This is a genomic window from Maledivibacter halophilus (genome assembly GCF_900167445.1).
Taxonomy (GTDB): Bacteria; Bacillota; Clostridia; order Peptostreptococcales; family Caminicellaceae; genus Maledivibacter; species Maledivibacter halophilus.
Genome location: NZ_FUZT01000004.1, coordinates 223,066 through 237,145, shown reverse-complemented (window position 1 = coordinate 237,145; position 14,080 = coordinate 223,066). Strand labels below are relative to the sequence as shown.

Here is a 14,080-nt window from a genome sequence, read left to right as displayed (position 1 = left end):
AACTCTAAAGTATTATAAATTTCATAGAAAAAATGTAGAAACATTCATTATTTTCTATGAAATTTATATTTAGTTTTAATGTTGATTATCTACAAAAGGTTAAAAATTAAACTAAACCTGCAAACCCTAAAAAGGCTATTGACATTAGACTTGCAGTAATAAGTGCTATGGGAAATCCTTTAAAAGGAGTAGGCACATCAGCAATTTCTAATTTTTCTCTAATACCTGCAAACAGCACAATTGCAAGTGAAAATCCAACAGCTGCACCAATTGAATGGAAAATCGTTTGAATTAAATTTAATTTATATTGAATATTAAGTAACGCTAATCCTAAGACTGCACAGTTTGTAGTTATAAGTGGTAAAAAAACACCGAGTGCTTGATAAAGGGTAGGACTAATTTTCTGTAGCACAATTTCAACAAACTGAACAAGTGACGCTATAACTAATATAAAAGCTATGGTTTGTAAATACTCAATCCCAAAGGGCTCTAATATTAATTTTTGAACAAAATAAGTCATAATCCCAGCCATAGTCATAACAAAAGTAACTGCCATTCCCATTCCAGTTGCCGTTTCAACTTGCTTAGAAACACCTAAGAATGGACAAATACCTAAGAACTTTGATAAAACAAAGTTATTTACTAATATTGAGCTAACAAGTATTACAAATATACTTGCATTTTCCATAATATTCCCTCCTTACTAAGCAGACCTTGACTTTATTACATTATTTATTGCAAGCAGTATCCCTAGGGCTAAAAAGGCACCTGGAGGCAATATCATTATTAAAGCAGGTTTATAAGCACCACCTAAAATAGTAAAACCAAATATGCTTCCAGCTCCAAGGAGCTCTCTAATAGCTCCCAATAATCCCAATGCCCAAGTAAAACCTAGACCCATACCTAAACCATCAAATAAAGAATCCAATGGTCCATTTTTAGAAGCATAGGCCTCAGCCCTTGCAAGAATAAGACAGTTTACAACTATTAACGGTATAAATAATCCAAGTGCATTAAAAAGCCCCGGCATATATCCTTCCATTACCATCCCAACCATTGTAACAAATGTGGCTATTACAACAATATATATAGGTATTCTTATTTTACTAGGCACTACTTTTCTTATTAATGATATAACTAAATTGGAACAAATTAAAACTGCAGTTGATGCAAGTCCCATACCTAAACCATTCTTAGCAGAGGTTGTAACTGCCAAGGTGGGACACATCCCTAACAACTGAAAAAAAGTTGGATTTTCCTTAAAAAGTCCATTACTTAAATTTTTAAATGGATTCAATATATTTCACCTCCGCAATTATTTTCCTGTGATTTTCTTGAAGGTATCTATTGCCGTATTAACTCCTGATGTAACTGCACTCGAAGTAATTGTCGCACCTGAAATCGCCTGAATCTGGTTGTCCACTGTTGGTTTTGTTTTTATAACCTTAATTTCAGAATTGATACTCTTGTTTTCATATTGTTCATAGAAGGATGGTAACTGTGCATTGGCTCCAAGTCCAGGTGTTTCATGATGATTTCCTATTCTAACACCTGTAATTTTTCCTTCCAGATTTATTCCAGTCATAACCTCTACAGTTCCACCATAACCTGATGGAAGAGTCTTAAATGTATAGCCAATAATGCTATCTCCCTTAAGTCCAGCAAAAATCTCTGCTATTCCATTATTTCCCTTCATTAATTCATTGAATTTATCTTCATCTATTTCAGATAAGGGTTTAAAACTTTCTGCACTAGGTAAAATAGCAATACGTGCTTTTTCACTTGCCAAATTCCTTTGATAGTCAATTTGATCCTTAGTAAATTCATTTGTAAAAGCAAGGGCTAATGCAGCAATAACACAAATTAATAATAAAATTAATCCTAGTTTTGCTATTTCCTTCATATTACTTCACCTCCCCAAAAACTTTAGGGCTAGTATACTTATCTATTAATGGAGATGCCACATTCATTAGTAGAATAGAATATGATACACCTTCTGGATATCCTCCATAGAGCCTTATAATGCTTGTAATTATTCCACAGCCTAATGCAAATATTATCTGGCCTTTTGGAGTTACAGGAGATGAAGCGTAATCAGTAGCCATATATATAGCACCTATCATAAGTCCTCCTGCCAATACCTGGTACATCATAAAGTGTATATCAAATCCTCCGCCTCCAAGAACAAAGGTCAAGACAGCAACTGTTGAAATGTAAATAACTGGTACCCTAGGTGTTATTACTCCTCTATATACCAAATAAATTCCACCAATTATTAAAGCTAAAGCAGATGTCTCTCCTATACAGCCTCCATGATTCCCTATGAACAATTGAAATAATGATGGTACATTTGCTTGAGCTGCCTCAGTTCCACTTATTATTGCCAGTGGAGTTGCTGTACTTACAACATCAGGTCCTGGTACAATCCAACTAGTCATTTGAACAGGCCAAGATGCTAAAAGCATTGCACGAGCAGCTAAAGCCGGATTCATAAAATTATGACCAAGTCCACCAAACAACTGTTTAACAACTGCAATAGCAAAAACTGCCCCTATTACAGGTAACCACCAGGGTGCCGACGCAGGTATATTAAATGCTAATAATAACCCTGTAACAACAGCACTCCAATCATTTATTGTAACCTCTTGTTTCCTTATCCTTTGAATGACAGCTTCCGTTATGACTGCTGCAAGAATAGAAAATAAAATAATTTTTACTGCTCCTAATCGAAAATAATATATACCTGCAAGCGTTGCTGGTAATAATGCAATAACAACATCCCTCATTATGCGGCCTATATTTTCATCAGCTCTAATATGAGGGGATGAAGAAACTATAACTTTAGTATCCATCAAATTACCCCCCTAACTACTTTGTTTTCTCTTTTTAGCTATTATTTCACGTTTAGCCACGCGTATCGATTGTAAGAGTGGTCTTTTTGATGGGCAAATAAATGAACATGATCCACATTCTATACAATCTAATGCATTATATTTTTCTGCTGTTTCATACATATTATTTAAAGAATATGCACTTATATATAATGGCTGTAAAAATGCAGGACAAATTTCTACACATTTGCCACATTTAATACAGTTGTTTGGCTTTGGAAGCGTTGCTTCTTCAGGTGTAAACACCAATATACCAGAAGTCGCCTTTACAGCTGGTATTCCATCGTTGTGTTGAGCAAGTCCCATCATTGGACCACCCATAATTATTTTTCCAACATTGCCACTGTACCCTCCACACTGATCAATAATCTCCTTAAAACTTGTACCAACCTTTATCAATAAATTCTTAGGATTTTTTACACCCTTTCCTGTTACAGTACAAATCCTCTCTATAAGAGGCATACCTGTTTTGATGGCATTTGCAATAGTTGCTGCTGTTCCAACATTATTTACAACCACCCCTACAGCCATTGGAAGTCCACCTGACGGTACTTCTCGTTTAGTACAGGCATATATGAGCTGTTTTTCTGCTCCTTGAGGATATTTGGTTCTCAGTCCAACTACTTCAATTGTGCTTTCATTTTTAGCTGCTTCCTTCACTGACTCAATTGCATCGGGTTTATTGTCTTCGATTCCTATATAGCCCTTTTTCACATCTAGAACCTTCATCATAGCCTTTAATCCATAAACTATCTTTTCTGGACTTTCAAGCATTAGTCTATGATCAGCAGTTAAGTAAGGCTCACATTCTGCTCCATTTAAAATTATAGTATCAATTTTATTTTGTGGGGGTGGAGATAATTTTACATGAGTTGGAAAGGCAGCCCCGCCCATTCCCACAATACCGGCTTCCTTTATTATATTCTTTATCTCTTCTCCACTCAAACTTTCTATATCTCCCTTTGATACAACGCTTTCATGAAGAGTATTCAAGCCATCGGATTCAATGATTACACACAGAGCCTCCCCACCTGCAGTCAAGGATTGTTTTACAGCCTTTACTTTTCCTGAAACGCTGCTGTGAACTGGTGCCGATACAAAAGAAGCTGCCTCACCAATTTTTTGACCAACCTTAACCGTATCCCCTACTTTTACTAAAGGTTCACATGGAGCCCCTATATGTTGACTAAGTGGAATAGTAACAGTCTGAGGCTCAGAAGCCTTCTCAATCTTTAGTCTTGAAGTAGGCTCTTTAAAATGCGGAGGATGAACACCTCCTCTAAATGATAATAGTCCCATTTAAATCACTCCTTGTAAAGTAATTATAAACAATAAGAAAAAAATTACAAACTTCATACTATAAGTATACAGTATACATTATAAATTTTAAAGAAAAATTTTAGCTAATTCCAACAATATTAGCCAAAAACATTGTCCCTTAATATGGTAACCTTTATTATTTTCATTGTCAATCTTGAATAATATTTTAACATTCTATAAAATATAAACTTTTATTACAAATCATTAAGACCATCAATTATATTATTCTTTATCCACTGTAAAACATCTATATTATTTATAGAAACTTCACCTAAAATATCTTTTATTTCCTTAGTATTTATTACATATTCTTTATTATTTTTTATATGTTTATAAATAAAATCAATATTTATATCTGAAGAAATCAATACTACCATAGTATCTGCAATATTTCCAAGTGGTGCTCTATCAATATGACTATGTTTAAATATAGCTTCAACATAAGTTCCTTTACCTTTTGTAGATTCTATTCTAAAGCTTCCTTCACAACCTTCAGCAGAAGCTTTGAACATTGGTATTCCAAGCCCAACCTTTCTTGTGGTTCGACTTGTAAAAAAGGGATTAGTAACCTTAATCAATTTTTCTTCATCCATACCCTTACCATTATCTTTTATACTGATTGTTAATGTATCTTCTTTAAGGTTTTCATCTATAATAATCTGTATCTCTGAGGCACCTGCAACAATAGAATTTTGTGCAATATCTAATATATGCATAGATAATTCTCTCATATTTTTTCCCCTTTTATAAATAACCAACATAAACTTAATATCAATTTCATAGAAAAGATGAATAAGTTTTCATTATTTTCTATAAAATTGATATCATATTGGAGTTAGCTATTTTTCTAGTTATAAATGATTTTTTAAAAGCTCAAAAAATTCATCTATGTTTTTTGTGTGAACCTCTATATAATTTTCAGCTTCTGAAATATCTCCTAAATAATGAGCATCCGAATTAATAATAATATTATACTTCTCTAAATACCTATTTCTGTTGATAAAATCTTCTCTATTACAATTTTTTGAAATCTCTACAGTTGTTATATTTATGTCAAGAGGTAAAAATCCTAAATTAGATATAATACTAAAATTTCTTTTATCTATATGAGCTGGTATAACCGCCCCATTCAATGAAGACACCATTGAAAACACTTGATTTATATTTAAATTTGCCGATACTATTAATAATCTTTCTTCTTTATCTACGACATTATTCTTTTCGTCAAAGATCAACTGCTCTCCAAAAAATTCAGGATTGTTTAACTCTTTGGGCATATAGTCCTGTATATTATCCTCAAATTTTAATGCATCTCTTATATTTTTAAAAAGACAAAGCAAATGAACTTCTTCCTTTGTTTGAATTTCCATACCGGGTATGATTATTATATCCTTATCTTTAGCCATTTCTATACACGGCAAGCAATTTTTTACAGAGTTGTGATCTGTTATAGCAATAATATCTAATCCTTTAAGGATAGCCATATTTACTATATTCATAGGTGACATATCCCTATCTCCACAGGGAGATAGGGCTGTATGAATATGTAAATCATAATACATTTTCATTTATCTCATCCCAGCTTCATAAAACTTTACAAAGATTTTAAAAGTATCAAGTTCCGTTGAAAAAATGGCTATATTTTCTTCATTAGCCTTTGTAATTGTATCTTCCTCAACATCAATTGATTCAGGTACAATAATACAGGACAAATTTAGCAATGAAGCAATAGCAACAATATTTATATGGGTTTGAACAGTAATCCATGCATTACCATCCTTTGCATGGGACATAACCCAACTCAACAAATCCGAACAATATAGACCTTTGACTTCTTTTTCTAGCCCCGTATCACCAGTTAACAACTTAAAATTAAATTTGTCTTTGATATCTTTTACAAACATATAACTCCTCCCTATTTTGATTAATTAAAATTCTAATACAAATTATAATAAAATTATCATTTCAATAATAGTACCTACACCCAACTTAGATTCAATTTTAAATTCATCACAGGATCTTTTAATATTTGGAAGACCCATCCCGGCACCAAAACCAAGCTCTCTCACTTTATTAGAAGCAGTAGAAAAACCCATTTGCATAGCTTGATCTATGTCTTCAATTCCAGGACCTCTATCCTCTGCTGTAATATCTATTCTATCAGGTTTAATATAAACAGTTATTTTGCCACCTTCTGAATGAATAACAATATTGATTTCCGCCTCATATGTTGCAATAGCAACCTTTCTAATGATACCTGAATCAATTCCCAATTGTCTCAATACTTTTTTTATACCACTAGAGGCTTCTCCCGCTCTTTTAAAATCTTCTTTTATAACTTCATATTCAAGTTTAAGACTTGTATCTTTTTCATTCAAACTCATATTTCTATATGCCTCCAATTTTTATTCCCTTTAGTCCATTATTGTACAAAATACCACAGGCAGTATACATTGTATGCTTTGTTGCAAGTAGAATCATTTCCATTTCACTTGCCATGTCCACTACATCTTTCGGAGGAATCTTTCCTCTAACAAAAACAATAGTATTTATATCTAACATCTCAGCTGTTCTTATTACCTGAGGATTTGTAAGACCGGTTAATAATAAGGTTTTATCCTCAACAAATGCCAAAACATCACTCATTAAATCGCAGCCAAAGGCTGCAATTACTTCACAGTCAGAGAACTCTTCCCCTGACAAAAATTCTGCTTCAAGTAAATCTTTTATATCTTTTATTAACATTTATGTCTTTACCTCCTCATAGGCATAATTATACAATATCAGCGTAAGAATTAATACTCTCCATAAATATTTCAAATAATTGCTTTTCATCTGAAATGTTAGATTCTTTTACTTTTATCAGTTTTTCTTTTGATGTATTTACTAAATTGGTGATTTTATTATTAAAATTTGCAAATTCCTCAGAAGGACTAACTTCAGATATCGTGTTTGTTATTTTTTCAAGTCTGTTTACTTCACTGTCTATAAATTGTATTATCTCATTTGAATTAGAATTTGAAATCTCTTTACTGGCTAAAAATTTAGAGAAATTTTCATAATATTTTTTAAGTTCATCCAGTCCTTTTCCTGCTACTTCACTATATTTTTTCCCCTCATCCCCATAATTAATTGACCTAATTGATAGCTCTCTTGGTGAAATGAAAGCATCAGAATAATGATTTTGAATTTCTTCTTTAAATTTTTCAGCATCGCTTCTTTCTGTAAAAGACATAGTTACAACTCTAAAACGATCTGTATCAACAATATATCCTCCTAAACCTTTTTCATTTAAATTTTCAACCTGTTTTTGTGCGTGCTCCCTATTATCAAAACTTCCAACCTGAATACTATAGATACTCAAAGCTGGTATTTCGAAATTGTGTAACTTCTTTTCCACCGGTTCTTCTTTTAACTCTTCTTTGCTTTGCTGAGTTTCATTATTTTTATTATCAGATTCAGAAATTTTATTTTCAATTTTTTTCCTAAGTTCTTCAGTAGTATTTTCAGTATTTTGACTTACATTGCCACTAGCGGTACTTTCCCTGTCATTAAAAATCTTTGGAATCAAAATATACTTGGTACCTAAAAATCCTATTAATGGTGCACCAATAAATAATGCAGCTATTAGTACAATAATTGTTAAACTACCCTTCTTGTTTTTACTCCTGGTTTTTGTCCTATTTCGTCTCATATGTACCCCCTCCTAAGATAAACAATAAAGCTTCATTTCTTTAATTTAAATTATATTGCTTGCTAAATTTACATATATAAATATATGCAATTAAACCAATCAAATATATTATATCATATTATTTTTATATAGATTAGTCTAAAACATAAGATAATAAAGCCACGATTATAAATAACCATGGCTTTATTATCTACTATATTCTTTTTTCAAATTTACTCACAACCATTTGTATGGCTTCTTCAAGTTTATTTTTATTATCTTCATCCAACTTGTCATAGTAACCCTCTAGTTCTTCTAGTTGTTGTAAAAATTCCTTCTTTGATGGCATATAAATTACCTCGCTTTTTTCTGAATATTCTGTATTAATTATATAACTTTTTTTATTAAAACTCAATAGTTTTTATAATTATTTATTGTTAAAATTTTGTAAAAATTTTGTCATTTGAAATCCCCTTCAAAAATATAAAATAGCTACCTAATAAATTAAGGTAGCTATAGTGTATATAATTATGATCCATAATCCAAAATACCGTAACTCATCTTTTGACACCTATCACTCTCGACAGGTGGGTGCCCGCACAGATGCTTCTATCTCCTTCATTGCCATATATAGGTCTCACATAATGGTTCATATCCACATCTAAATATTGAGCTCCCTTTAAAATTCTGTAGGTTCAAAATATGAGCTATACGAATATTTCAGAAATTTATAACTGGTGCGGATGATGGGATTTGAACCCATACGAGCGTCGCTCACTACCCCCTCAAGATAGCGCGTCTGCCGATTCCGCCACATCCGCATAGTAAAATTACATTTGTAACGAACATTATTATATAATTTTTTTTAGATTTTGTCAAGATAGTCAAATATACCTGAACACCCCATTATAGGTTCTAAGATACAAGTTTTATTGCTCATAAAGATAAACAACTTTGAGGTTTAATAAATTTAAAATAAAAAATTGAGAGCCTATTGCTCTCAATTTTTTATAACTGAACATACTTTAGTTTTGGATTATCAACTAAACCGGGTAATCTTCCCCGTTTTGCAACTGGTTTGCCTTCTACCTCTTTTATATCCATTGTCATATCAATAGGTGATGCTGCTGAAATATAGCTTCCAACCCCAAATGAATCAGCACCAACCTCAGATAATTTCTTTATTCTATCCGGTGTTAATCCTCCTGAAACAAAGATCTTAACATAATTATATCCAGCCATATCCAACTTATATCTCAATTCTTTGATTAAATTAGGAGTAACTCCTCCCCTTTCACTTGGTGTATCAACCCGTATGCCATATAGATTTTTTCCTAAAGCTTTGGCAATTCTTAAACTCTCTTCTACTTCATCTTTAAAAGTATCTACTAAAACAATTCTCTTATGATCTTCAGGCATTACTTCATCATAGACCTCTGCGATTTTTTTTGTATCACCTGCTATAAGCATTGCAGCATGGGGTAATGTACCAGAAGGTTGAATATCTAATAGTTTTGCAGCTAAAATACAACTGGCTCCATTGGCTCCACCAATTACTGCTGCCCTCTCCATCACTGGAGCCACTGATGGATGGACATGTCTTGCTCCAAAGCAAAGAAAACTTTTTTCTCCACAGGCTTCTTTTATTTCCCTTGCAGCAGTAGCCCATCCACATGCACTTGCCAATGCTCCTAAAATTACTGTTTCATAGGCTCCAAATTCTTTATAGGGTCCCTTTATCCTTATGACAGTATCCTTAGGACTAAACTCTTCTCCTTCATCTAATGTCCACATTTCAATATCTTTATTTTTTAGTATATTTTTAACTTCTTCTATTCCAGCAAAGACTCCATGTTTTCTTGGAAAAATTTCAGCTGTTACCGTTGTACTATCTAAATCCATTTCCTTTAATATATCAAGAGTTCTCAAAAAATAAATATCTGTAGTTGCACCCTTTAATATCTCTTCATGGGTAGCAGAGTGAATTTTCCTATCTTGATTTATATGTATGCTATTTACATCATCAAGGCTCTTCATTGGTTTCATTAAATCAATCCTTTCACGGCTCATTCAAAACAAAATTTAACACAATTATATCTAAGTTTGACAAATTATTCAACAAATTTTTTGTAATCACTTTATTCATATAGATATTTATATATTTTAAAATTTCTATTGACTTTTTTAATATAGTCTCTAGTTTCCCCAAAGGGAATTTCTGTAAGCTCCTTTCCATCATCACTATATTTTTTATCACAAAGCCATTTATTCACATTTCCACTACCAGCATTATATGCCGCCAAAACATTTCCAATATTATTCTTAAACTCTTTTTTTAATTTATCGAGATACCAACAACCTATTTTAATATTTATATCAGGATTAAAAAGTATTTCTTCATGATATCCAGATATATTTAATTCCTCCGCCGCCCAATTACCAGTAATATTTGCTATTTGCATAAGACCCTTTGCTCCCTTATGAGAAACTGCATTTGTGTCAAATTTACTCTCTGCTTTAATTATAGATGCCACAAAAAAGGGATCTAAATCATACTGGCTAGCATACTTTTTTATAATGGCTTCATAGTGAAATGGATATATAATCTTCAAAACGTTTTTACAAGTATATATAAAAATACCCAATATTACACTAATAGCTATAAGTATGATTAAAATTCTATATTTTCTTAAATCTAAAACCCTCAATTAAGCACCTCCGAAAAACTATTATCCTATATCTCACTTATAAATCATATCTTATTGTATAGATCTTCTACTTGTTTTTTTAGATAATCAAAATCCTTTGTATTATTAATAATTATATCAGCATATTTTCTCTTTTGCTCCAAAGACATCTGAGCTTTTATCCTGTCCATGGCTTTTTCAACGGATAAATTATCTCGAAGCATTAATCTTTTTAATTGTGTTTCCCTATTTGTATCAACTAGCCATATTTCATCTGTTAGAATATACATCTTCATCTCAATTAAAAGTGCCGCATCAATAAATATAGCCTTTAAATTATTGAGGTGCCTATAGTATTCAATTTTATCTTCTATTTTTTTAATTATTTTTCTATGTGTAATATTATTAAGAACTTGTAGTTTTTCTGGATCACTAAAAACTATTGATCCCAACTCTTTTCTTTTTAAATTTCCATTATTATCGACAACTTCCTTACCAAAAAAGTCTATTATCTCTTTTAAAGCCGGTTCTCCCTTTTCGACTATTTCTCTAGCAACAATATCAGCATCGATAACAGTACCACCTAGCTGCCTCAAACACTTAGATACAGTACTCTTTCCTGTTGCTATTCCTCCAGTTAAACCAATTATCTTCATTATTTCTCCTCTTTATTTAGTATTATACCAATTTTCTCCTGTATTCATGTCAACTTTTAAAGGAACGTCTATATCTATTGCTTTCTCCATATTTTTCTTTAATAGCTTTTTAACTTCATCTAATTCGTCATTACAAGCATCTATAATCAATTCATCATGTACCTGTAAAATCAACTTTGACTTAAGATTTCTATTTCTTAGCTCATTAAAAACTTTAACCATAGCTATCTTAATAATATCAGCTGCACTTCCCTGGATAGGAGTATTCATTGCTGTTCTTTCTCCAAAGGACCTTATATTGAAGTTCCTTGATTTAAGCTCTGGTAAATATCTTCTTCTTTTAAGAATTGTAGTAACATAACCAAATTCCTTACCTTTTTCTACTTCATTATCCATATACTCTTTTACACCTTTATATTTTTTAAAATATTCATCTATATATTTTTTTGCTTCCTTTCTGGTTATATTTAAATTTGTTGCAAGACCAAAGTCGCTTATACCATAAACTATTCCAAAATTAACTGCCTTTGCTCTTCCTCTCTCCAATGAAGTTACTTTATCTATGGGAACATTGAACACTTGAGAAGCTGTAATAGTATGTATGTCATCATCCTCTTTAAATGCTTTAATTAGGTTTTCATCCTTAGACATATGGGCTAAAACTCTTAATTCTATTTGAGAATAATCAGCATCTATTAAACTATGGTTATCATCATGAGGTACAAATACCTTGCGTATTCTTCTGCCTATTTCCAATCTTATAGGTATATTCTGCAAATTAGGTTCAGTACTACTGATTCTACCTGTAACTGTAACTGTTTGATTAAAGCTAGAGTGAATTTTACCAGTTATAGGATTAATTAAATTAAATAGCCCATCAATATAAGTCGACTTTAATTTCACAAGCTGTCTGTATTCTATTAAAAGAGGTATTATTGGATGTCTCTTATATAGTTTTTCTAAAACATCATGGCTTGTAGAATAGCCAGTCTTTGTCTTCTTAATCACTGGTAAACCCAATTTATCAAATAGTATAACTCCCAATTGCTTAGGAGAGTTTATATTAAACTCTTCTCCTGACAGCTGATAAATTTCATTTGTTATCTCCTCTATTTTAACTGTAAGTTCCTCATCTAATTCCTTAAGTGCTTCTTTATCTACTTTGAACCCTTCATATTCAAGACTTGCTAAAACCTCAATAAGAGGCATTTCAATTTTTTCAAACAATTCTATCAATTCATTTTTTTCAAGTTCCTTATAAAGCAATTCTTTAAGCTTTAGCACAGAATAACAAGTATTACCCCCATAAATTGATAAATCCTCATGGGATAGATCACTATATTTCTTAGCATTTTTACCTTTACCTAAAATCTCTTCCTTACTGCTTATTTTGACTTCTAAATATTTTAACACTAAATCTGATATGTCATAATCATTTTGAGAAGGCTCTAGTAAATAAGCAGCTATAAAACTATCGAATTCTATTCCCCTAAGAACAATATCATATCTGAGTAGAGAAATTATTTCCTTCTTCAACTCATGTCCAAATTTTTTAATTTCTTTGTTCTCAAAAACCTCTTTTAAAGAATCTAACAATTTTTCATTATCTTTTATATTAATATAGAAATTATTATCCAAATCTACAGATATAGAAATCCCTATGATATTGTCAGTAATTATATTATTCTCTTCTTTAAAAATTTTAATAGCAAAGCTTTTCTTATTTTTTATCATCTTAATTATTTCATCAAGTCTTTGGGCTTTTTTTATAATTTCTACATTTAACTTTTTTATATCTTGAAGCCCATCATTATCCATACCCTCATCTTCATCGGTTAAAGTTTTAACTAAACTATTAAACTCATATTTTTTAAATAGTTCCATTAACTTTTTCTTATCAGGCTGTATTATTTTTAACTCTTCAATATCTATTTCAAGGGGTATATCTGTCTTAATAGTTGCAAGTCTTTTACTTAAAAGGGCAATTTCAATATTTTCTTCTATTTTTTTTCTATGGCTTTTACTTGAAATACTATCTACATTTTTTATTAATTCTTCAACAGTACTAAATTGATTTAGTAGTTTAGAAGCAGTCTTTTCTCCTACGCCAGGCACTCCAGGTATATTATCGGATTTATCTCCAACTAGTCCTTTAAAATCAATTATCTGCTCAGGAGTAACACCATACTTTTCCTTTACCATATCTCTATCATAAACCTCTAAATTTGTGATACCTCTCTTTGTTATCATAACCTTTACATTGTCAGATACCAGCTGAAGGGCATCTCTATCCCCAGTAACTATTATTACTTCAAAATCCCTTTCTTCACAAAACCTTGCAATAGTTCCTATTAAATCATCAGCTTCAAAGCCCTCAAGCTCCGTTCTATGTATTCCATAGGCATCCAATATTTCCTTTAAAATTGGCATTTGCTGTGCCAATTCCTCTGGCATTTTTTTTCTCTGAGCCTTATACTCCTTATACTGAATATGTCTAAAAGTAGGAGCCTTTAGGTCAAATGCAACACTTAAATAATTAGGCTTGTAATCCTCATGTATTTTATTAACCATTTTAATGAAACCAAATACACCATTAGTATGTATACCTTCCCTAGTTGTTAAATCAGGCAAAGCATAAAAAGCTCTATTAATAAGACTATTTCCATCAATTATTATTAACCTTTTCTTCAAATTACCATCTCCTTAATACTCAATACTAATATTTTATCAATAAAACTGGATTTTATGAAGTCATTTTAACTCTTATACACCTAAATATTCGTAATTTTATTCTAAAATCCTCTTTATAAAATAAAAAACTATTGTATAATACAAACAATGACCATAATAATC

General features: G+C 31.4%; 16 protein-coding genes, 1 tRNA gene and 1 other RNA gene. All 18 read right to left on the bottom strand.

Annotation, left to right across the window (positions count from 1 at the left end; genetic code table 11):
- Positions 1-106 precede the first annotated feature (106 nt).
- Entirely contained in the window at positions 107-688 is a 582-nt protein-coding gene (gene rsxA / locus B5X81_RS09270) for an electron transport complex subunit RsxA (RefSeq protein ID WP_079491173.1), read from the bottom strand.
- Between the two features lie 15 nt (positions 689-703).
- Positions 704-1,297 (bottom strand): electron transport complex subunit RsxE, encoded by a 594-nt coding sequence (gene rsxE, locus B5X81_RS09265; RefSeq protein WP_079491171.1) that lies wholly within the window; start codon positions 1,295-1,297, stop codon positions 704-706.
- A gap of 18 nt (positions 1,298-1,315) precedes the next feature.
- The gene (locus tag B5X81_RS09260) at positions 1,316-1,903 is read right to left on the bottom strand and encodes an RnfABCDGE type electron transport complex subunit G (protein ID WP_079491170.1); all 588 of its coding nucleotides are present in this window, start codon (positions 1,901-1,903) and stop codon (positions 1,316-1,318) included.
- A 1-nt stretch (position 1,904) separates the two neighbouring features.
- Entirely contained in the window at positions 1,905-2,852 is a 948-nt protein-coding gene (locus tag B5X81_RS09255) for an RnfABCDGE type electron transport complex subunit D (RefSeq protein WP_079491168.1), read from the bottom strand.
- A gap of 12 nt (positions 2,853-2,864) precedes the next feature.
- A complete protein-coding gene (gene rsxC / locus B5X81_RS09250) occupies positions 2,865-4,190 on the bottom strand; it encodes an electron transport complex subunit RsxC (RefSeq protein WP_079491167.1) in 1,326 nt (441 codons plus the stop codon).
- Between the two features lie 215 nt (positions 4,191-4,405).
- Positions 4,406-4,942 (bottom strand): ATP-binding protein, encoded by a 537-nt coding sequence (locus B5X81_RS09245; RefSeq protein ID WP_079491165.1) that lies wholly within the window; start codon positions 4,940-4,942, stop codon positions 4,406-4,408.
- Between the two features lie 120 nt (positions 4,943-5,062).
- Positions 5,063-5,779 (bottom strand): PHP domain-containing protein, encoded by a 717-nt coding sequence (locus B5X81_RS09240; protein ID WP_079491164.1) that lies wholly within the window; start codon positions 5,777-5,779, stop codon positions 5,063-5,065.
- Complete coding sequence (locus B5X81_RS09235; protein WP_079491162.1) at positions 5,780-6,115, bottom strand: DRTGG domain-containing protein; 336 nt, start codon at positions 6,113-6,115, stop codon at positions 5,780-5,782.
- A gap of 42 nt (positions 6,116-6,157) precedes the next feature.
- The gene (locus B5X81_RS09230; protein ID WP_079491161.1) at positions 6,158-6,595 is read right to left on the bottom strand and encodes an ATP-binding protein; all 438 of its coding nucleotides are present in this window, start codon (positions 6,593-6,595) and stop codon (positions 6,158-6,160) included.
- Positions 6,596-6,599: 4 nt separating this feature from the next.
- Positions 6,600-6,956, bottom strand: coding sequence for a hypothetical protein (locus B5X81_RS09225; protein ID WP_079491159.1), 357 nt, complete (start codon positions 6,954-6,956; stop codon positions 6,600-6,602).
- 28 nt (positions 6,957-6,984) lie between these two features.
- Positions 6,985-7,905 (bottom strand): SPOR domain-containing protein, encoded by a 921-nt coding sequence (locus tag B5X81_RS09220; RefSeq protein ID WP_079491158.1) that lies wholly within the window; start codon positions 7,903-7,905, stop codon positions 6,985-6,987.
- Between the two features lie 193 nt (positions 7,906-8,098).
- Positions 8,099-8,233 (bottom strand): hypothetical protein, encoded by a 135-nt coding sequence (locus B5X81_RS28395; protein ID WP_280175260.1) that lies wholly within the window; start codon positions 8,231-8,233, stop codon positions 8,099-8,101.
- Between the two features lie 186 nt (positions 8,234-8,419).
- Positions 8,420-8,614: non-coding RNA, 6S RNA (gene ssrS / locus B5X81_RS09215), on the bottom strand.
- Positions 8,615-8,619: 5 nt separating this feature from the next.
- Positions 8,620-8,705 (bottom strand) — tRNA-Leu (locus tag B5X81_RS09210).
- A 187-nt stretch (positions 8,706-8,892) separates the two neighbouring features.
- A complete protein-coding gene (locus tag B5X81_RS09205; protein WP_244282044.1) occupies positions 8,893-9,954 on the bottom strand; it encodes a nicotinate phosphoribosyltransferase in 1,062 nt (353 codons plus the stop codon).
- Positions 9,955-10,022: 68 nt separating this feature from the next.
- Entirely contained in the window at positions 10,023-10,592 is a 570-nt protein-coding gene (locus tag B5X81_RS09200; protein WP_079491155.1) for a lytic transglycosylase domain-containing protein, read from the bottom strand.
- A gap of 44 nt (positions 10,593-10,636) precedes the next feature.
- Positions 10,637-11,227 (bottom strand): dephospho-CoA kinase, encoded by a 591-nt coding sequence (gene coaE, locus B5X81_RS09195; protein ID WP_079491153.1) that lies wholly within the window; start codon positions 11,225-11,227, stop codon positions 10,637-10,639.
- Positions 11,228-11,239: 12 nt separating this feature from the next.
- Positions 11,240-13,918 carry a DNA polymerase I gene (gene polA, locus B5X81_RS09190; protein ID WP_079491151.1) on the bottom strand — a complete coding sequence of 893 codons (2,679 nt, stop codon included), beginning with the start codon at positions 13,916-13,918 and terminating at the stop codon, positions 11,240-11,242.
- Positions 13,919-14,080 lie beyond the last annotated feature (162 nt).

Bases quoted from the DNA above. Each gene is read 5' to 3' on its own strand.
- rsxA (WP_079491173.1), bottom strand. From the start codon at position 688: ATGGAAAATGCAAGTATATTTGTAATACTTGTTAGCTCAATATTAGTA.
- B5X81_RS09260 (WP_079491170.1), bottom strand. From the start codon at position 1,903: ATGAAGGAAATAGCAAAACTAGGATTAATTTTATTATTAATTTGTGTT.
- B5X81_RS09255 (WP_079491168.1), bottom strand. From the start codon at position 2,852: ATGGATACTAAAGTTATAGTTTCTTCATCCCCTCATATTAGAGCTGAT.
- rsxC (WP_079491167.1), bottom strand. From the start codon at position 4,190: ATGGGACTATTATCATTTAGAGGAGGTGTTCATCCTCCGCATTTTAAA.
- B5X81_RS09245 (WP_079491165.1), bottom strand. From the start codon at position 4,942: ATGAGAGAATTATCTATGCATATATTAGATATTGCACAAAATTCTATT.
- B5X81_RS09240 (WP_079491164.1), bottom strand. From the start codon at position 5,779: ATGAAAATGTATTATGATTTACATATTCATACAGCCCTATCTCCCTGT.
- B5X81_RS09235 (WP_079491162.1), bottom strand. From the start codon at position 6,115: ATGTTTGTAAAAGATATCAAAGACAAATTTAATTTTAAGTTGTTAACT.
- B5X81_RS09230 (WP_079491161.1), bottom strand. From the start codon at position 6,595: ATGAGTTTGAATGAAAAAGATACAAGTCTTAAACTTGAATATGAAGTT.
- B5X81_RS09225 (WP_079491159.1), bottom strand. From the start codon at position 6,956: ATGTTAATAAAAGATATAAAAGATTTACTTGAAGCAGAATTTTTGTCA.
- B5X81_RS09220 (WP_079491158.1), bottom strand. From the start codon at position 7,905: ATGAGACGAAATAGGACAAAAACCAGGAGTAAAAACAAGAAGGGTAGT.
- B5X81_RS28395 (WP_280175260.1), bottom strand. From the start codon at position 8,233: ATGCCATCAAAGAAGGAATTTTTACAACAACTAGAAGAACTAGAGGGT.
- B5X81_RS09205 (WP_244282044.1), bottom strand. From the start codon at position 9,954: ATGAGCCGTGAAAGGATTGATTTAATGAAACCAATGAAGAGCCTTGAT.
- coaE (WP_079491153.1), bottom strand. From the start codon at position 11,227: ATGAAGATAATTGGTTTAACTGGAGGAATAGCAACAGGAAAGAGTACT.